This is a genomic window from Citrobacter sp. wls826 (assembly GCF_005281245.1).
GTDB lineage: Bacteria > Pseudomonadota > Gammaproteobacteria > Enterobacterales > Enterobacteriaceae > Citrobacter > Citrobacter braakii.
The window spans coordinates 1-17459 of sequence record NZ_SZWS01000015.1; the positions used below are offsets into that span (position 1 = coordinate 1).

The 17459-nt window shown below is 51.8% G+C and carries 16 protein-coding genes, 4 tRNA genes and 1 pseudogene; 1 reads left to right on the top strand and 20 read right to left on the bottom strand.

Annotated elements, in window-relative coordinates:
- Positions 1 to 20: 20 nt before the first annotated feature.
- From FDW87_RS01910 to trxA, 20 genes are all read right to left on the bottom strand, one after another.
- Positions 21 to 97 (bottom strand) — tRNA-Pro (locus FDW87_RS01910).
- A 41-nt stretch (positions 98 to 138) separates the two neighbouring features.
- A tRNA-Leu gene (locus FDW87_RS01915) sits at positions 139 to 224 on the bottom strand.
- Between the two features lie 20 nt (positions 225 to 244).
- Positions 245 to 320 (bottom strand) — tRNA-His (locus tag FDW87_RS01920).
- Positions 321 to 375: 55 nt separating this feature from the next.
- Positions 376 to 452: transfer RNA gene (locus tag FDW87_RS01925), tRNA-Arg, on the bottom strand.
- Positions 453 to 554: 102 nt separating this feature from the next.
- Entirely contained in the window at positions 555 to 1940 is a 1386-nt protein-coding gene (locus FDW87_RS01930) for an amino acid permease (RefSeq protein WP_016155119.1), read from the bottom strand.
- Positions 1941 to 2218: 278 nt separating this feature from the next.
- Positions 2219 to 2959: a lipopolysaccharide N-acetylmannosaminouronosyltransferase gene (wecG, locus tag FDW87_RS01935; protein WP_049270489.1), complete on the bottom strand. Its 741-nt coding sequence runs from the start codon at positions 2957 to 2959 to the stop codon at positions 2219 to 2221.
- On the bottom strand, positions 2959 to 4314 hold the full coding sequence (gene wzyE / locus FDW87_RS01940) for an ECA oligosaccharide polymerase (protein WP_016155117.1): 1356 nt from the start codon (positions 4312 to 4314) through the stop codon (positions 2959 to 2961). Before wzyE ends, wecG begins: the two co-directional genes overlap by 1 nt.
- Entirely contained in the window at positions 4311 to 5390 is a 1080-nt protein-coding gene (locus FDW87_RS01945; protein WP_049270486.1) for a TDP-N-acetylfucosamine:lipid II N-acetylfucosaminyltransferase, read from the bottom strand. Before FDW87_RS01945 ends, wzyE begins: the two co-directional genes overlap by 4 nt.
- Positions 5387 to 6637 (bottom strand): lipid III flippase WzxE, encoded by a 1251-nt coding sequence (gene wzxE / locus FDW87_RS01950; protein ID WP_049270485.1) that lies wholly within the window; start codon positions 6635 to 6637, stop codon positions 5387 to 5389. Before wzxE ends, FDW87_RS01945 begins: the two co-directional genes overlap by 4 nt.
- A gap of 1 nt (position 6638) precedes the next feature.
- Positions 6639 to 7769: a dTDP-4-amino-4,6-dideoxygalactose transaminase gene (gene rffA / locus FDW87_RS01955; protein WP_137379412.1), complete on the bottom strand. Its 1131-nt coding sequence runs from the start codon at positions 7767 to 7769 to the stop codon at positions 6639 to 6641.
- Positions 7770 to 7773: 4 nt separating this feature from the next.
- Positions 7774 to 8451, bottom strand: coding sequence for a dTDP-4-amino-4,6-dideoxy-D-galactose acyltransferase (rffC, locus tag FDW87_RS01960; RefSeq protein ID WP_137379413.1), 678 nt, complete (start codon positions 8449 to 8451; stop codon positions 7774 to 7776).
- The gene (rfbA, locus tag FDW87_RS01965; RefSeq protein WP_016155112.1) at positions 8429 to 9310 is read right to left on the bottom strand and encodes a glucose-1-phosphate thymidylyltransferase RfbA; all 882 of its coding nucleotides are present in this window, start codon (positions 9308 to 9310) and stop codon (positions 8429 to 8431) included. The genes rffC and rfbA overlap by 23 nt, the downstream gene beginning before the upstream one ends.
- 28 nt (positions 9311 to 9338) lie before the next feature.
- Positions 9339 to 10406 (bottom strand): dTDP-glucose 4,6-dehydratase, encoded by a 1068-nt coding sequence (gene rffG / locus FDW87_RS01970; protein ID WP_047358755.1) that lies wholly within the window; start codon positions 10404 to 10406, stop codon positions 9339 to 9341.
- Positions 10406 to 11668 carry a UDP-N-acetyl-D-mannosamine dehydrogenase gene (gene wecC, locus FDW87_RS01975; protein WP_046274881.1) on the bottom strand — a complete coding sequence of 421 codons (1263 nt, stop codon included), beginning with the start codon at positions 11666 to 11668 and terminating at the stop codon, positions 10406 to 10408. Before wecC ends, rffG begins: the two co-directional genes overlap by 1 nt.
- Positions 11665 to 12795, bottom strand: a complete 1131-nt coding sequence (wecB, locus tag FDW87_RS01980; RefSeq protein WP_029139774.1) for a non-hydrolyzing UDP-N-acetylglucosamine 2-epimerase — start codon at positions 12793 to 12795, stop codon at positions 11665 to 11667. The genes wecC and wecB overlap by 4 nt, the downstream gene beginning before the upstream one ends.
- A gap of 55 nt (positions 12796 to 12850) precedes the next feature.
- Complete coding sequence (wzzE, locus tag FDW87_RS01985; protein ID WP_016155108.1) at positions 12851 to 13897, bottom strand: ECA polysaccharide chain length modulation protein; 1047 nt, start codon at positions 13895 to 13897, stop codon at positions 12851 to 12853.
- A gap of 12 nt (positions 13898 to 13909) precedes the next feature.
- Positions 13910 to 15013 (bottom strand): UDP-N-acetylglucosamine--undecaprenyl-phosphate N-acetylglucosaminephosphotransferase, encoded by a 1104-nt coding sequence (wecA, locus tag FDW87_RS01990; RefSeq protein ID WP_016155107.1) that lies wholly within the window; start codon positions 15011 to 15013, stop codon positions 13910 to 13912.
- Positions 15014 to 15252: 239 nt separating this feature from the next.
- The gene (gene rho / locus FDW87_RS01995) at positions 15253 to 16512 is read right to left on the bottom strand and encodes a transcription termination factor Rho (protein WP_002437993.1); all 1260 of its coding nucleotides are present in this window, start codon (positions 16510 to 16512) and stop codon (positions 15253 to 15255) included.
- Positions 16513 to 16599: 87 nt separating this feature from the next.
- Positions 16600 to 16719, bottom strand: coding sequence for a rho operon leader peptide (locus FDW87_RS02000; RefSeq protein ID WP_049259789.1), 120 nt, complete (start codon positions 16717 to 16719; stop codon positions 16600 to 16602).
- A 130-nt stretch (positions 16720 to 16849) separates the two neighbouring features.
- Entirely contained in the window at positions 16850 to 17179 is a 330-nt protein-coding gene (gene trxA, locus FDW87_RS02005) for a thioredoxin TrxA (protein WP_001280776.1), read from the bottom strand.
- Between the two features lie 143 nt (positions 17180 to 17322).
- On the opposite strand from trxA, the pseudogene FDW87_RS21505 reads away from it, so the two are divergent.
- A pseudogene (locus FDW87_RS21505) lies at positions 17323 to 17459 on the top strand (ATP-dependent RNA helicase RhlB); the annotation flags it as partial.

A 17459-nucleotide genomic window follows, 5' to 3' on the forward strand; every position in this document is an offset into this window, starting at 1 on the left:
GCCGAAGCGGGGTTCAAAATTGGTCGGCGAGAGAGGATTCGAACCTCCGACCCACTGGTCCCAAACCAGTTGCGCTACCAAGCTGCGCTACTCGCCGTTTTACTGCTTTTTGAATTTTTAGTTCAATTCTTTAAGTCGTGGTGCGAGGGGGGGGACTCGAACCCCCACATCCTAAGGACACTAACACCTGAAGCTAGCGCGTCTACCAATTCCGCCACCTTCGCATTTCACAACTTTAAATTAATGGGGTGGCTAATGGGATTCGAACCCACGACAACTGGAATCACAATCCAGGGCTCTACCAACTGAGCTATAGCCACCACTGCAAATCTTTTACGCGGTATTAAACCACCGCAGCTCCGGCACCTTACTAAATGGTGCGCCCGACAGGATTCGAACCTGAGACCTCTGCCTCCGGAGGGCAGCGCTCTATCCAGCTGAGCTACGGGCGCTTAGCGCCGTTGCGGGGCTGGATATTACGGAGGTCTCGGTCTGCTGTCTAGTGCTTTTTTAAAATAAATTATCGTTTGGTCATGGTTTGTGCGTTTTGTCGCTTATTCCTGCAATTTTTGGGCTGTGCCATGACGATTCAGGCCAAAAACCTTATAAATGAGCGTCACGGCCAGTAAGAAGATAATGCCAACAAACAGCGACATTCGGGTATCTTCATTAAAGTACATGCCGATTAATACGCAAATCAGGAACGCCATCGTCAAATAGTTCGCCCACGGGAACAGAATCGAGCGGAAAGGATGACTGGCGATCGCCGCTTTATGCGCCTGACGGAAACGTATCTGGCTTATCAGGATCACAAACCACGGCACCATCCCCGGCAGCACGCTGGCGCTATAGACATAAACGAACACACGCTGCGGGTTGGGAATGATGTAGTTCAGGCACGAACCAACCAGCAGGATCGCGATAGAAATAGCCACGCCGGCAACCGGCACGCCCTGGCGAGAAACTTTTCCAACGGCGGCAGGTAGCTGGCGATTCTTTGCCAGCGCGTAAAGCATACGCCCACAACTGTACATCCCACTGTTACAGCCCGACAGCGCCGCCGTCAGGACCACAAAGTTAATAATCCCCGCCGCGGCGGTAATACCAATCTTGGCAAAGGTGAGAACAAACGGGCTACCGTTACTGCCAATCTCATTCCACGGGAAAATAGTGACGATAACAAAAATCGCACCGACGTAGAAAATCAGAATACGCCACAGCACTTTCCCTACTGCACTACGCAGCGTGACCTGCGGATTCTTCGCTTCACCCGCAGTAATGCCGATCAGCTCCACGCCCTGGTAAGAAGCCACGACAATACACAATGCCGTCAGGAAGCCCTTCCAACCACCAGCAAAGAAGCCGCCGTGCTCGGTCAGGTTGCCAAAGCCGATCGCCTGACCGCCATTGCCAAAACCGAAGAAAATCACCCCTAATCCAATGACGATCATCACAATGATGGTGGTCACTTTAATCATGGCAAACCAGAACTCAATTTCACCATACAGGCGAACCGCGGCGAGATTTGCCAACGCAACCAGTCCGACAGCTATCAGTGCGGGTATCCATTGTGCCATTTCCGGGAACCAGAACTGGACGTACACCCCGATGGCGGTAATCTCTGATATCCCCACCGCCATCCACATAAACCAGTATGACCAGGCGGTGAGATAACCAAAGAAGGGGCTCATATAACGATGGGCGTAAACAGCAAATGAACCGGCAACCGGCTCGAGGAATAACATCTCCCCCATAGAACGCATAATGAAAAAGACGAACAGCCCGGCGACAATGTATGCCAGCAGAACCGAAGGTCCCGCCCATTTCAGGGTACTGGCGGCCCCCATAAATAGCCCGACGCCAATAGTCCCCCCAAGGGCAATTAATTCGATGTGACGAGCCTCCAGCCCACGCTGTAGCTCAGGTTTGTTCTCGGCCATAAATCCTCTTGTTGTGTTTGCATACTGTCCGGTATTACCGGTTCTCGTTATGGGTACATCTTGTTATGCCATAACAGGCCATACGGCACCGACCGCTTAACGGTTGGCGTCAAAAACACCACGGCACTGCAATGATTGTTGCGAATGGTTTCCTAAAATCGCTTAAATGGCAATTAAAGCATTCAAAAAATAAATAGATTGTGTGAGAAAGCAGCGATTATGTTGTGAATAAGTAGCGTAATTAGCAGATCACGCTACTTATCAAAGGAGGGAGGGCGTCAGAGGTTGCCGGTATAGTGCCAGCGGAGATAGCGTAATAAGCGAAGTTGACGAGTGATACGGCTTGGCTGCGACAATAAGCGATACAGCCACTCCAGCCCCAGACTCTGCCAGATTCGCGGCGCACGCTTAACGTGACCGGTAAAGACGTCGTAGGTACCACCGACGCCCATATAAAGCGCTTCAGGGTGAGTCTTCCGGCAGTCACGCATAAAGATCTCTTGTTTCGGCGAGCCCATCGCCACCGTCACAATCTGCGCACCGCTGGCGCGGATACGTTCAAACAACGCCTGACGCTGGTCCGGGGTAAAATAACCGTCCTGACTGCCTACAATGTTCACGCGCCACTGGGCACGCAGTTTGGCTTCCGTTTGCGCCAGAACTTCAGGCTTGCCACCAATCAGGAAGACAGGCGTTCCTTCCTGCCCGGCTCGCGCCATAAGCGCTTCCCAAAGATCAGCCCCTGCCACGCGTGAAACCTGCGCCTGCGGGAATTTTTTGCGCACTGAGCGCACCACGCTAATCCCATCCGCATATTTGAAGTCAGCGGCGTTGATCAGATCCCGCACTTCAGGGTTATCTTCTGCCGTCAGCATCTTCTCAGCGTTGATTGCCACCAGCGTTCCTGACCTGAGATGTCCCTCGGCAAACAGGTAATTTAGCGCATGCTGCATATCGCGCCAGCCAATCAATTGTAGCCCGCGCAGCGAGTAGAGTGGCGCAGTTGTGTTATCTGTCATTACGATCCTTCAATCTGTGTCCGGGGCAGCGATTTGATTCGTTTATGGATGAGTCCCGCACTATCGAATAGCCAAAACAGCAGTTTTGCCACCAGCAGACACACGCCGAAAATCACGAGGAAAAAGACCACTCGCGAGACAAACGAATCCAGCCCTTCACGTGCCAACACGATCATATTGAAAATAGCGCCAAAACAGAAACTGTGCAGAATCGCCGCCTTGTAGCGATTGGTTTCGCGGTTGCCTAACTCATACAGCCAGTCAAACCACTTGATGATGAGTCCAACGACAATCGCGCCTAACGGGATAAACAGCGCCCCGCCCATCACCACCAGTGAACCAATTAACGTCGGCGAAATCGCCAGACCTGAGTGGTTGTTCAACACTTCCCAGGTAAAGTAGTTCGCTGAGTTGAGGACAATACTCGGCCGCCCAGGCCACAGCCAGGAGGGGATAAAGACGTAGAAGTCACGGACAATCGGCGCCAGCCCCTGAAACTCAATATTGTGGTAATTTTGCAGCAACAGCGCCAGATTCTCCCACGGCGAGAAGGTGTCGCGCGTGAGGTACAGGAAGGTATAGAACGCCTCGTCGCCGCTAACGTTCATCCCATAGCGCTTCAGCGCCAGCCAGAACATCCCGACGATACCCAGCACGCCCGCGGCGGCCAGCATCCACAGCGAAATCCAGCCGCGAATGATGCCGATAAACAAGAAGATGGCAAACGCAATGATGATATTGGCGCGCGTCCCGCCAACAATCATATAGGTCAGCAAACCAAACGCGACGGTACTCACCAGGAAGAATAACCACGCTTTGCTGTCCTGACGCAGGAAATAGACCACCAGCATTGCCGGAATGAAGAAGTAGAAGAAACGCTTCAGAGCGACCCCAGAGACTTCACTGGAAAAAATTTGGCTGTAGGATTGCAGTCTGAACAGCAGGAATCCGTTGTGCATAAAGAAGACGCCCACGCTCACCAATGCAATCGCCATCAGGATAACCCAGGTCAAATGCGCTTCAACGCGATTGATGGTAAATAGCGGCCTGCGTGGCTTATCCTCGACTCGCTTGCGAAGGCGTGTTTTATACGTCACGTAGTAGACGGCATAGAAACAGGCGGCAGACAGCAAGGCCTGCAGCAGGATCTCCGGCGGAGCAACTGCCACATCAAAACGGAACACCAGTATGCTGGTCAACGGGAACCCGAAGAAGAACGTCAGCAAAAACAGCAGTGAGAAGAAAACATTGAAATTAAAACGCACGCGGCGGAATTCAAACCAGGTCAGCGTGGCGATAAACAAGGTGGAGAGCAGCCATACCACCAGCAGACCACTAAATTGCATCAGGCTCATATGGTTTCTCCTGAAGCAATGCGCAGCGCGTTGTGCCACGGCTGCAGATAATTCGGGCTAAAGAAGGTGATTGAATTTTTATCTACCGATGCCAACTGGCGCTGCGCTTCGCGTACGACGCCTTCATTGAGCTCATCAGTGGTAAATAACACCGGGAGATTCTGTTCCACCATATCCTGCCAGAAGGGATTTTCACGGTTGAGCACGCACGGGATACCGGCCTGAATCAGTAAACACAGGGTACCGATCCCCTGCTGACGGGCAAAAATAAAGTAACCCAAATCACACTGACGTAATAATGTCAGATAGGCATCAAATTCCAGCTTTTCACTTAAAATTTGCAGATTCTCAGCGCTAAACAATGCCAGGCCGGCCTGACGAACCTCGTCGATATAAGCCACATTATTGGCGGGGTACCCCATCGGTACAATCACATTCACCGTGTCGCCGAACTGCTGATGGACGGCGCGGAGCGCGGCAATATGCTCATTGCTGCGATCGCCAGAGTTGCCAACCAGCACCGTCATCTTGCCGCTGCGCTGACACGCGTTGCTCATATTATTGAGCGAGGGATCCATCCGCGTTGGGAAATAGAGCAACTCGCCACGCACACGCGGATGCTGTTCGGCGAAATAGCTCAAATCACCCCGCGTGGCAAATACGCAGCCCACGCGATTCTGCGCCATACGGCGAATGGGGTAAAACAGGCGAAATTTCAGTCCACTGGAGACTTCATATAAATCCGCGCCCCAGATATGCCAGTAAAACTGCTCCGGTTTAATTCCCCCGCTCAGCAGCGCTAACCACAGACTGGTGTTGAACTGACCGTGGAAGAAAAAACGCTGTTGGCGATCCGCTTTTGCTTTCGCGATAACCGCTTCAGCCAGCGCCTTTTTCCCACCATAGAAGCTTAGCGATAACGCCGGGCAGTTCTCACTGAATCCGGCATCCTGACCTGCAACCATAAACGTGCGCGCGTGCTCGCTCGTCGCGGCCAGCGAGTCGTTGAAAAACCGCAGCACGGTTTGGTTATGGTGAGGGATATCCGATCCCAGAACGTGAATCAGTACAGTCATACCCGCCTACGCCAGAGTAAAAACACGCCACAACAAAGAGAGAAATAGACAATGTACGTTGCCATGTAAGCCTGTGCCGCGCCCAGCGCACCATGTGCAGGGATCAGCCAATGTGCAAACGCCGTCAATAACATGAACTGGCTAATTTCTGCCAAGATATAAAACCGCAGCGACGCTTTCGCGATCACCAGATAACCAAAAACATAGGCGCCGACTTTCAGCACATCACCGACCAGTTGCCAGGCGAACAGGTCGCGCATGGCGGTGAATTTAGCGGAGAAAAGCAGCCAGATAGCAAAATCGCGCAGTAGCCAGACGGTAAAGCTTGCGGCAGCAACCGCCGGCAGCACGAATTTCAACGACTTGATCACTTCGCGTGTAATGTCGCGCTTTTCAGTCAAACGCGACAACGTCGGCAGCAAGTAAACGCTGAATGAGGCGGTGATAAATTGCAGATAAGCATCGGAGATACTGCTCACCCCCTGCCAGATCCCCACATCATTCCAGCTGTACTGCGCCGCCAACAGGTTTCGCATCATCACGTATGCCACTGGCAGCGTTACGGAGGTAATCAGCGCCATCAGCGTAAACTTGCTTAACTGCCCTGCCAGACCGTTATCCCACGAGGGTTTCAGGTAATGCAGGGGGATAGTTCCACGCTTAATCAGCATTATAGCGGCAGGGATAGCGACCAGCGCAGGTACCAGCGCCAGGCCCAGCAAGGCGCCTTCATACCCTCCCAGGCGATAACAGCCATAATAAGCCGCTACGCCCACCAGGCTCCCCACAATCAACGACAGCGCGTTACCCGCCGCATCGCGGAAGCCCTTCATCAGCGCCAGCAGCAGGTTCGCCCAGGCTATGCCCATCTGCACCAGCGCAACCAGTCGAACCAGCCCCTGATAATGAGTATGACCAAATAATCCCTGACTGATAGGTGCGGCCGCCAGCAAAAAAATCACCGCCATCAGCGTAGAGAATCCCAGCACCATCGCGGAAGAGGTACCGACCACCTTACGGAGCCGGGCCGGATCGTCATGATGCTGCGCAACGTATTTCGTGACGCCATTGAAAATGCCGGCCCCCGCCAACACGCCAAGCACGGTGACCATCTGGCGGAAGTTACCCGCCTGCCCCACGCCTGCCGGGCCAAACGACACCGCCAGCAACTTCACAACCAGCAAACCTGCGCCAATTTTTACCAGCGTACTGGCCGCCGTCCATAAGGACGCTTTTGCAAGCGACATATCAGGCGAAGTAGTTGAGTAAGGTCGTAATGACTGTTCGCTGGTTCACCGGCGACAGATTGTAGAACAGCGGTAAACGCAGCAGGCGTTCGCTCTCTTTGGTGGTGTAACGATCAACACCGGCAAACATGCCGAATTTATCGCCAGCCGGGCAATCATGCAGCGGGATATAGTGGAACACCGCCATAATTTCAGCTTCTTTCAGGAAGTTAATCAACGCCGTGCGATCGTCGATATCGCGCAGTTTGATGTAAAACATATGGGCATTCTGTACGCAACCCTCCGGTATCGAAGGCAGCTCAATACGCCCGGCACGCGCCAGCGGTTCCAGGGCATCGTAATACTTTTGCCACAGCGCCAGACGCTGCTGGTTAATACGATCAGCCGCTTCCAACTGCGCCCACAGATAAGCCGCCTGCAGATCGGACATCAAATAGCTGGAACCGATATCACGCCAGGTATACTTGTCTACCTGGCCGCGGAAAAACTGACTACGGTTAGTCCCTTTTTCACGGATGATTTCTGCACGCTCTACTAATTTTTTATCATTAATCAGCGTCGCTCCACCTTCCCCGCCTGCGGTATAGTTTTTGGTCTCATGGAAGCTAAAGCAGCCGATGTGACCAATCGTACCCAGCGCACGCCCCTTGTAGGTCGACATGACGCCCTGGGCGGCATCTTCCACCACATACAGGTTATGTTTAGTGGCCAGCCCCATGATGGTATCCATTTCGCAGGCCACGCCCGCGTAATGTACCGGCACAATAGCGCGGGTTTTATCGGTGATCGCCGCTTCAATCAGCGTTTCGTCAATGTTCATGGTATCCGCGCGGATATCAACAAAGACGATTTTCGCGCCGCGCAACACGAAGGCATTGGCCGTCGAGACAAACGTGTAGCTCGGCATAATGACTTCATCGCCAGGCTGGATGTCCAGCAACAATGCCGCCATCTCAAGCGATGCGGTGCAGGAAGGCGTCAGCAGCACTTTCTCGCTGCCAAAATGCTGCTCCAGCCACTGCTGACAGCGACGGGTAAAGCCACCGTCACCACACAGTTTGCCGCTATTCATCGCAGACTGCATGTAATCGAGTTCAGTTCCCACCACCGGCGGTGCATTAAATGGAATCATCGTGTCACCTGTATAACCAATACGCGGTGCTTTCCACATTCGCACCACTTTGTATATAACGTTTAAGCGCGGCGGTGTTACCCATTTGGGTCGCCACGCGCAATGTTGTTTTACCGCGGGCCTGTGCCCAACAAAGCGCGGCCTGCATCAGTTCTGCACCCGCACCACGCCCGGCCAGCAGGCCAATTCTCGCCTCGGTCGCATTCAGTTCACGCAGCGAGACATAGCCACGAATCTCACCAGTCGGTTTACGAAAAATGAGGCATTGATGATCAAACGTCCCCAGCACCGCGTTTTCAATCCACTGTGCGTAGAAACGCGCGCTGGCATCTTCGGCATACCACGGGGCGCGAAAACGACTTTGCGCAAATGCCTGTCCTGCCAGATGGCGTAATACCGGGATATCCGTAGGTTGCGCGACCTGCGCACCGGGGTCGCCGCTGGCACACGTCACCGGCAGTACAAAATCGACTTCACCTTCTACCAGTGAGAAACCCAAATGCTGCAGAGCATCTAATTCATGGCTATTTGCGGCAAGTATTTTTGCTTGTACACGCGACCAGGGCAGCAACGCATCCACGGTTAGAACCGGCGCGCGTTGGTCAAAACGGACAATGGCGCTATTCACGCCAAAGAACGTATTTTCCCAGCTAAGCGGCTCAATACTGGCGCGGACGAGCACGGAGCAGCTCCAGCAGGTATTGACCATAACCCGTTTTGGCCAGTGAACTGGCGGCACGCTTCACGCCTTCGTCATCCAGCCAACCGTTACGCCAGGCGATTTCTTCCAGACAGGCTATTTTAAAGCCCTGGCGTTTCTCCACCGTCTGCACAAAAGTGCTCGCTTCGATCAAACTGTCATGCGTACCGGTATCCAGCCAGGCAAAGCCACGCCCAAGCAATTCAACCGTCAGATGTCCGTCATCAAGATACATCTGGTTGATAGACGTAATCTCCAGCTCCCCACGCTCAGAAGGTTTCACGCGTTTCGCGTATTCCACCACTTTGCTGTCATAAAAATAGAGCCCTGTCACCGCCCAATTAGATTTCGGCGCTTTCGGCTTCTCTTCCAGAGAGACTGCGCGAAAATTGTCATCAAACTCAACAACACCAAAACGTTCAGGGTCCATGACCTGATAGCCAAACACCGTCGCACCTTGCGTTCTGGCGGCCACATGACGCAGTTTTGGACTGAATCCTTGACCAAAGAAGATGTTGTCCCCTAACACCAGGCACGATGGTTCACCGTTAAGAAACGTTTCACCGATAATAAAAGCCTGCGCTAATCCATCCGGGCTCGGTTGCTCAGCATAGTGCAGTTCAATGCCGAACTCAGATCCATCGCCCAGCAAACGCTGGAAATAGCCTTTATCTTCCGGAGTGGTGATAATCAGGATTTCGCGAATTCCCGCCAGCATCAGTACCGATAGCGGGTAGTAAATCATCGGCTTATCGTAAATGGGCAATAGTTGCTTCGATACGCCCCGCGTAATGGGATACAGGCGAGTACCTGAGCCACCCGCCAGAATGATACCTTTCATGCGTTGTCTCCTCCGCAAAACCAGGCTGTTAGCCCTTCAGACCTAAACGTTCGCCCTGGTAACTGCCGTCCTGCACGGGTTTCCACCATGCCTGATTATCCAGATACCACTGCACGGTTTTGCGCATTCCACTTTCAAACGTTTCCTGCGGCATCCACCCGAGTTCACGCGCAATTTTTGAAGCGTCAATGGCGTAACGTAAATCATGGCCTGGGCGATCGTCCACAAAAGCGATCAAGTCGCGGTACTGCGCGATGCCCTGCGGTTTATGCGGAGCCAGCTCTTCCAACAGGCTGCAAACCGTTTCGACAACATCCAGGTTTTTACGCTCGTTATGGCCACCAATATTATAGGTTTCCCCAACCGCGCCCGTCGTCGCCACGCAATAGAGCGCCCTGGCGTGATCTTCTACATACAACCAGTCACGGATCTGTTGACCATTGCCATATACCGGCAACGGTTTGCCCGCCAGTGCGTTGAGGATCATCAGCGGAATCAGTTTTTCCGGGAAATGGTACGGACCATAGTTATTGGAACAGTTGGTAATCAGCGTTGGCAGACCGTAGGTACGCAGCCAGGCGCGAACCAGATGATCGCTGCTGGCTTTCGACGCGGAATAAGGGCTGCTCGGCGCATACGGCGTGGTTTCGGTGAAGAAATCATCTGTGGAATGGAGATCGCCATACACCTCGTCAGTCGAGATATGGTGGAAACGAAACGCCAATTTTTCCTCACTGGCTAATGTACTCCAGTAAGCGCGCGCTGCTTCCAACAGCGTGTAGGTTCCCACAATGTTGGTTTCGATAAAGGCGGCCGGACCATCAATTGAACGATCGACATGGCTTTCTGCAGCCAGATGCATCACGCAGTCCGGCTGATATTGTTGAAACACCCTGTCGAGCGATGCCCGATCGCAAATATCCACTTTCTCAAAGGCAAAACGGGAATTCTGCGCAACCGGCTCCAGCGACATCAGGTTTCCGGCGTAGGTCAGCTTATCGACCACAACCACCGCATCCTCGGTATCATGAATGATATGTCGCACAACCGCCGAGCCGATAAATCCCGCTCCACCGGTAACCAGAATTCGTTTCATTAGCGCCAGACCCCTTTGGTATCAACGATGTACTGCTGTTGAACCGCATCGCCTTTGATGCCTTTAAATTCATTATGGTCAACCAACATGACCAACACATCAGCACGTGCCAGAGCATCGTCCAGCGTCGCCAGTTGGCAAATACCATCCAGTTTTTTCGGCAGTTGATGGATGTTCGGTTCCACCACCAGCATTTCGCCTTTGTGCCATTGCGCAATATTCTGCGCAATTCCCATCGCCGGGCTTTCACGCAAATCGTCAATATTGGGTTTGAATGCCAGACCAAAACAGGCAATTTTCACTTCGCTAGCCCGTTTGTTGGTATCCGCCAGACAGTCGGCTACGGCAGCCTTTACCCGATCGACCACCCAATGCGGTTTACCATCGTTTACCTCACGCGCGGTGCGGATCAATTTCGCCTGCTGCGGGTTCTGCGCCACGATAAACCACGGATCGACCGCGATACAGTGTCCACCTACGCCAGGGCCGGGCTGCAAAATATTCACGCGTGGATGGCGGTTTGCCAGGCGAATCAGTTCCCAGACGTTGATCCCCTGATCGGCGCAAATCAGCGACAGTTCATTGGCGAAGGCGATATTGACATCGCGAAAGCTATTTTCCGTCAGCTTACACATTTCTGCGGTGCGGGCGTTGGTTACCACACATTCGCCTTCGAGAAAGATGTTGTACAACTCGCTGGCGCGCGCGGAACAGACGGAGGTCATTCCTCCAATCACCCGATCGTTTTTAATCAGTTCGACCATTACCTGACCCGGCAGTACGCGCTCTGGGCAATAAGCAATGTTAACGTCCGCCTGTTCACCGACCTGCTGCGGGAAAGTCAGGTCAGCCCGCATTTCTGCAAGCCATGCGGCCATCTGTTCAGTTGCCCCGACAGGTGAAGTGGATTCCAGAATCACCAATGCGCCTTTTTTCAAAACTGGCGCAATAGATTTCGCCGCGGCTTCTACGTAGACCATATCGGGTTCATGATCTCCCTTAAAGGGGGTAGGCACCGCAATCAGATACGCATCAGCATCTACGGGTGTCGCGCTCGCACGTAAAAAACCATTTTCGACCGCCGTTTTCACCACCGCACCCAGATCGGGCTCAACGATGTGAATTTCGCCGCGATTAATGGTATCCACCGCATGTTGATTTATATCTACGCCAATTACGTGTTTTTGACGGGAAGCAAAGGCAGCCGCCGTTGGCAGTCCGATATAACCCAACCCAATGACAGAAATGGTCGTAAAACTCATAGCGATATCCGATTATTTTTTAATGCATCTAAAATGCGGTCACATGCCAGCCCGTCTCCATACGGATTATGGGCGCGGCTCATGATCTGATATTCATTGTCGTCATGCAGCAAACGCGTGACTTCTTCAACAATCCGCTGTGGGTCTGTACCTACCAGGCGTACAGTCCCTGCGGTAATAGCTTCCGGGCGCTCCGTTGTTTCACGCATCACCAGCACAGGTTTCCCCAGAGACGGCGCTTCTTCCTGAATCCCGCCGGAATCAGTAAGGATCAGCCAGGCGTGATTCATCAGCCATACGAATGGCAGGTAGTCCTGCGGTTCAATCAACACCACGTTTTCAACGTGACCCAGGATGCGATTGACCGGCTCACTGACGTTAGGGTTCAGGTGTACCGGATAGACAATCTGCACATTTTGGTTAGACGCGGCTATTTCCGCCAGGGCATGACAGATTTGCTCAAAACCGCGACCGAAGCTTTCCCGACGATGACCGGTCACCAGGATCATCTTTTTATCAGCATCCAGGAAAGGATAACGTTCGGCCAGATCCGCACGCAGCGTCTCATTTCCCAGTACGCGATCCCGAACCCAGATCAACGCGTCAATAACCGTATTACCCGTGACGAAAATACGATCATCAGGGATAGCTTCTCGTAACAGATTTTGGCGCGAGTTTTCTGTTGGGGCAAAATGATACATTGCCAGACGCCCGGTCAGCGTACGATTAGCCTCTTCCGGCCATGGTGAATAGAGATCGCCTGTACGTAAACCAGCCTCGACATGCCCCACCGGGATGCGCTGATAGAACGCGGCCAGACTGGTAGCAATCGTGGTTGTGGTATCACCATGAACCAACACCACATCGGGTTTGAATTCAGCCAAAATAGGCTTTAACCCTTCCAGGATGCGGCAGGTTATTTCTGTTAGTCCCTGACCTGGCTGCATAATATTGAGATCGTAGTCAGGTACAATGGAAAAAAGATTCAACACCTGATCGAGCATCTCCCGATGCTGCGCCGTAACGCAAACTTTCGCCTCAAAATCAGGATCTTTTTCCAGCGCATGAACCAGAGGAGCCATCTTAATGGCCTCCGGTCGCGTACCAAATACAGTCAGTACTTTCACATCGATTCTCTTCGGATTGGCAGTGAGGGCCCAGCCCCTCACTGCAACGGCATTGCTAAATCGTACGGCGACGGGTTAACGCGACACCAGCACCGATCAGAGCCCCAACGATACCCCACATAATCATCAGGAAGGCGCGACGAGGGCTGTCACGTTTTACCGGCTCTTCCGGCGTTCTCAAATAACGATAGGTCTGAAAACGCGGATCTAAAGTTGGTCCAACGTTCAGGGTGTTCAGCATTGCCCTGTTCTGGAAATAGTCCAGATCGAAATCCGGACCAATTGACTGCAGATTCTCAAGTCGCGCCTGCAACATAGGACGTCCGAGTAAGAACAATTCTGAATCCGGTAATTCATCAGCTGGAACATCTGTGGAAGTACGCGAAATATTATGCTGCTCAGCAATTTTAAGCGCTTGTTCAATGCTGTGGACGCGGCGAGAGAAAATGGATTTTGCCACTTCTTCCTGACGTTTGACCTGCGCTTTCATCTGCACAGTGCGTGCGGCCCATGCGCCTTTTAACTCATCATTCAGATGACGTGCCGCGCGTTGGCTGGCAAACGCGACGTACTGGCGCAGCAAATTGTTGGCATCAGGAGCCGTCTCGGCAATCAGCTTCACGCTGTCATTGGTATTACGCAGCGCATCGCCAGGTAAAAACTGAATGTTATTGATCAGTTCATCCAGCATCGCCGCATCGGCTTTACTATTACCGACCATACGCTGCTTATAGTAATCAGTCTGCTGCCAGAATTCTCGGCGTGTATCCCAGGAGGCAAGCTGCATAATGAATTCTTTATAGGCCTCATCCATTACTGACGGTTGGTCCGTGGACGCAAGACTGGCCTTAATATCCAGGTTGCGTAAAAACTGTTGTTGAGAGTAAAAGCCACCCAACATATTGACCGTTGGCCTGTCAGTAATCGCCGTGGCGCTCCACTCCTGACGCGCAAAAAACGTATAGGCGAGGGCCGCTATCGCGAAGGCGAGAGCCATACCGACGATCCACACCTTCCCTGACCACAAGGTACGAAACAACCCACGGATATCCAGTTCATTTTCAGCGCTCACGGCGTCTTCCCCCGGTAATGGTTGTCTCATCGCATCCTCAATTTACTTGGTTAAGTTTGGTTTGCCTTCACGAATTCTTCGCAATCTGCGCTTCACTCGCTTGATAAATCTCGCTACCTTCCAGGCACGCTTGATACAGTAACCGTAGAGGCCAAAGGCCAGTAAAAAAAGCAACAACATGGCCCATTCAGGGACTAAGCGAAAATATTCAGCCAACACGCCGATAGACGCCAGTACCGCCGCAGCCAGCGTAATCAGAACAAATGCTTGTCGGGAAGTAAACCCTGCCCGCATCACCAAATGATGTATGTGTTGACGATCCGCGGAGAAAGGGCTCATGCCTTTTCGCAAACGTCGGTACATGATTGCCACCATATCCATCAATGGAATGGCAATAATCCACAGTGCAGTTACCGGGCTAATGGGGTGAGTTTTGCCCTGCGTAGTCTCCAGCAGGATCCAAATAATGGTGAAGCCAATCAGTGTACTGCCCGCGTCACCCATAAAAACTTTATAGCGACGTCCAAGGATGCCCAGATTTAGCAGGATATAAGGCAGAATGGCGGCGATCATGGCAAAACACCAGATAGCCAGACTCGTCTGACCATCAAACCACAAAATGAATCCCATCGCCGCAAATGAAACGCTGGACAACCCACCTAGCAGACCATCAATCCCATCCACCATATTGAAGGCGTTTATTGCCGCCCAGACGGCAAACAGCGTGAGTAAATAGCCGAACGGACCGAGCACCATCTCCCAGGGGCCAAAAATATACCCAAGGCTAAGAAGATAGAGTTTGCCAACCGACATCATAATAATGCCGATCGCGGCCTGGATAATCGCACGGATTTTTACACTGATATCAAAGCGATCGTCTAACGCGCCGACCAAAACTAATACACCAGCACAGGCCAGAAAGAGAGAAGCATGCGGGATGTAGTAGTCAGCAATGGCAAACGTAAAACATACACCTGCGTAAGCCGAAATCCCTCCAACCAACGGAATCAATCCCTGATGCCGTTTACGGAAGTTGGGTTTATCCACTAAACCAATCTTTTTTGCGACCTTGCGGGCAAAGAAAAGAAACAGTGTTGTGAATAAGAAAATACTGATGAGATCAGTGCTTACTGTCAGTAAATTCACAATGCATGCTCTCAGAGAATATTAATAGCAGAAGTATAACCACGAAGACCTATATTCAGAAGGGAAACCCGACTTCATACCCAATGGTTTTGTATAATTATCAACCACAAGAAACAGATTACGAATCTTTTTCTACTTGTTGGTACTTCATACCGTATTATCGTTATTGTGTCGTTAAGATTACAGCCACAAAAGCAAAACGCCACGTAAAAACGTGGCGTTTTCGGATGAGACCTGAATTACGAACGCTTCATCATGTCGAAGAAGTCGTCGTTAGTCTTAGTCATCGCCAGCTTGTTAATGAGGAATTCCATGGCATCAATCTCACCCATCGGATGGATGATTTTGCGCAGGATCCACATTTTCTGCAGCTCTTCCTGGGTGGTGAGCAGCTCTTCTTTACGGGTACCGGAACGGTTGTAGTCGATAGCCGGGAAGACGCGTTTTTCAGCAATCTTACGAGAGAGATGCAGTTCCATGTTGCCGGTACCTTTAAACTCTTCGTAGATAACTTCATCCATTTTAGAGCCAGTATCGATCAGCGCAGTCGCGATGATGGTCAGGCTACCGCCCTCTTCCACGTTACGCGCCGCACCGAAGAAACGCTTCGGACGATGCAAAGCGTTGGCATCAACACCACCGGTCAAAACTTTACCGGAAGCCGGAACCACGGTGTTGTAAGCACGCGCCAGACGGGTGATGGAATCGAGCAGAATGATAACGTCTTTCTTGTGTTCAACCAGACGTTTCGCCTTCTCGATAACCATTTCCGCAACCTGAACGTGGCGGGAGGCTGGTTCGTCAAAGGTAGACGCAACCACTTCACCTTTCACCAGACGCTGCATCTCGGTAACTTCTTCCGGACGTTCGTCAATCAGCAGCACCATCAGCACGCAGTCCGGATGGTTGTAAGCAATGCTCTGCGCGATGTTCTGCAGCAGCATGGTTTTACCTGCTTTCGGCGGAGCAACAATCAGACCACGTTGGCCACGACCGATCGGTGATGCCAGATCCAGTACACGCGCCGTTAAGTCTTCAGTAGAACCGTTACCACGTTCCATACGCAGACGAGAGTTTGCGTGCAGCGGTGTTAAGTTCTCAAAGAGGATTTTGTTACGGGCGTTTTCTGGTTTGTCGTAGTTAACTTCGTTAACTTTCAACAGCGCAAAGTAGCGTTCACCTTCTTTCGGCGGGCGAATCTTACCAGAGATGGTATCACCAGTGCGGAGGTTGAAACGGCGGATTTGGCTGGGAGAAACGTAGATGTCATCAGGACCGGCGAGGTAGGAGCTGTCTGCAGAGCGGAGGAAACCAAATCCATCCTGCAATATCTCCAGCACACCGTCACCAAAGATATCTTCGCCACTCTTTGCGTGCTGCTTCAGGATGGCAAAAATAATGTCCTGCTTGCGCATACGAGCCAGGTTTTCAAGGCCCATATTTTCGCCGAGAGTGATCAGCTCAGAAACCGGCGTATTCTTTAATTCGGTAAGATTCATAATGGTGTGAGTTCTTAAACTTGGGGTAAATCTCGAACTTAATGTTGTGAATGGTATGGCAGGGTCATCCATGCCTGTTTACGGCCATCAACTCATGTCTGTTCGCTGTCTGGTCACAGGAAAGTACGCAGAACTGAAACGACAAGACGGATTGAGTGACAAGCCAGGAATCTGTCCACTTCTCGCGCGAGAAACAACGGGAAGTATTGGATATAACTAGATTCAAACTTAATAAGGTATGTTTAATACGAAGTCAACACTAACTTAGCACGACTCAAGTCGGGCGTCCAGTCATCCGAATCATTTCGAAGTATGGTCGCCCGATCATGAGACTTCCTTACGCTAAATTAGCGTCGAGGAATTCTTTCAACTGACCTTTGGATAGTGCGCCGACTTTAGTCGCCGCAACTTCGCCGTTTTTAAACAGCAGCAGGGTCGGGATGCCACGGATACCATACTTCGGCGCGGTGCCTGGGTTTTGGTCAATGTTCAGTTTAGCAACCGTCAATTTGCCCTGATATTCGTCAGCGATTTCATCCAGAATTGGAGCGATCATTTTGCACGGACCGCACCACTCTGCCCAGAAATCAACGAGGATAGCTCCGTCCGCTTTGAGTACATCCGTGTCAAAACTGTCGTCAGTCAGGTGAATAATTTTATCGCTCATATTAACTCCACAGGAATAAGCCTGGTGCGTTGGTGTACTCTTAATCAACGACGTGTTGATGTAGCATTAACCAACTAAAGGTTGACTTTATTTCACCGGATACGCTTTCGTAAAGCAATAGTAAGCTGATATTCTACCACACTATGAGCAAAACACATTTAACAGAACAGAAGTTTTCCGACTTCGCCCTGCACCCAAAGGTGATAGAAGCCCTTGAAAATAAAGGCTTTCATAACTGCACGCCCATTCAGGCCCTCGCGCTGCCGCTAACGCTGGCAGG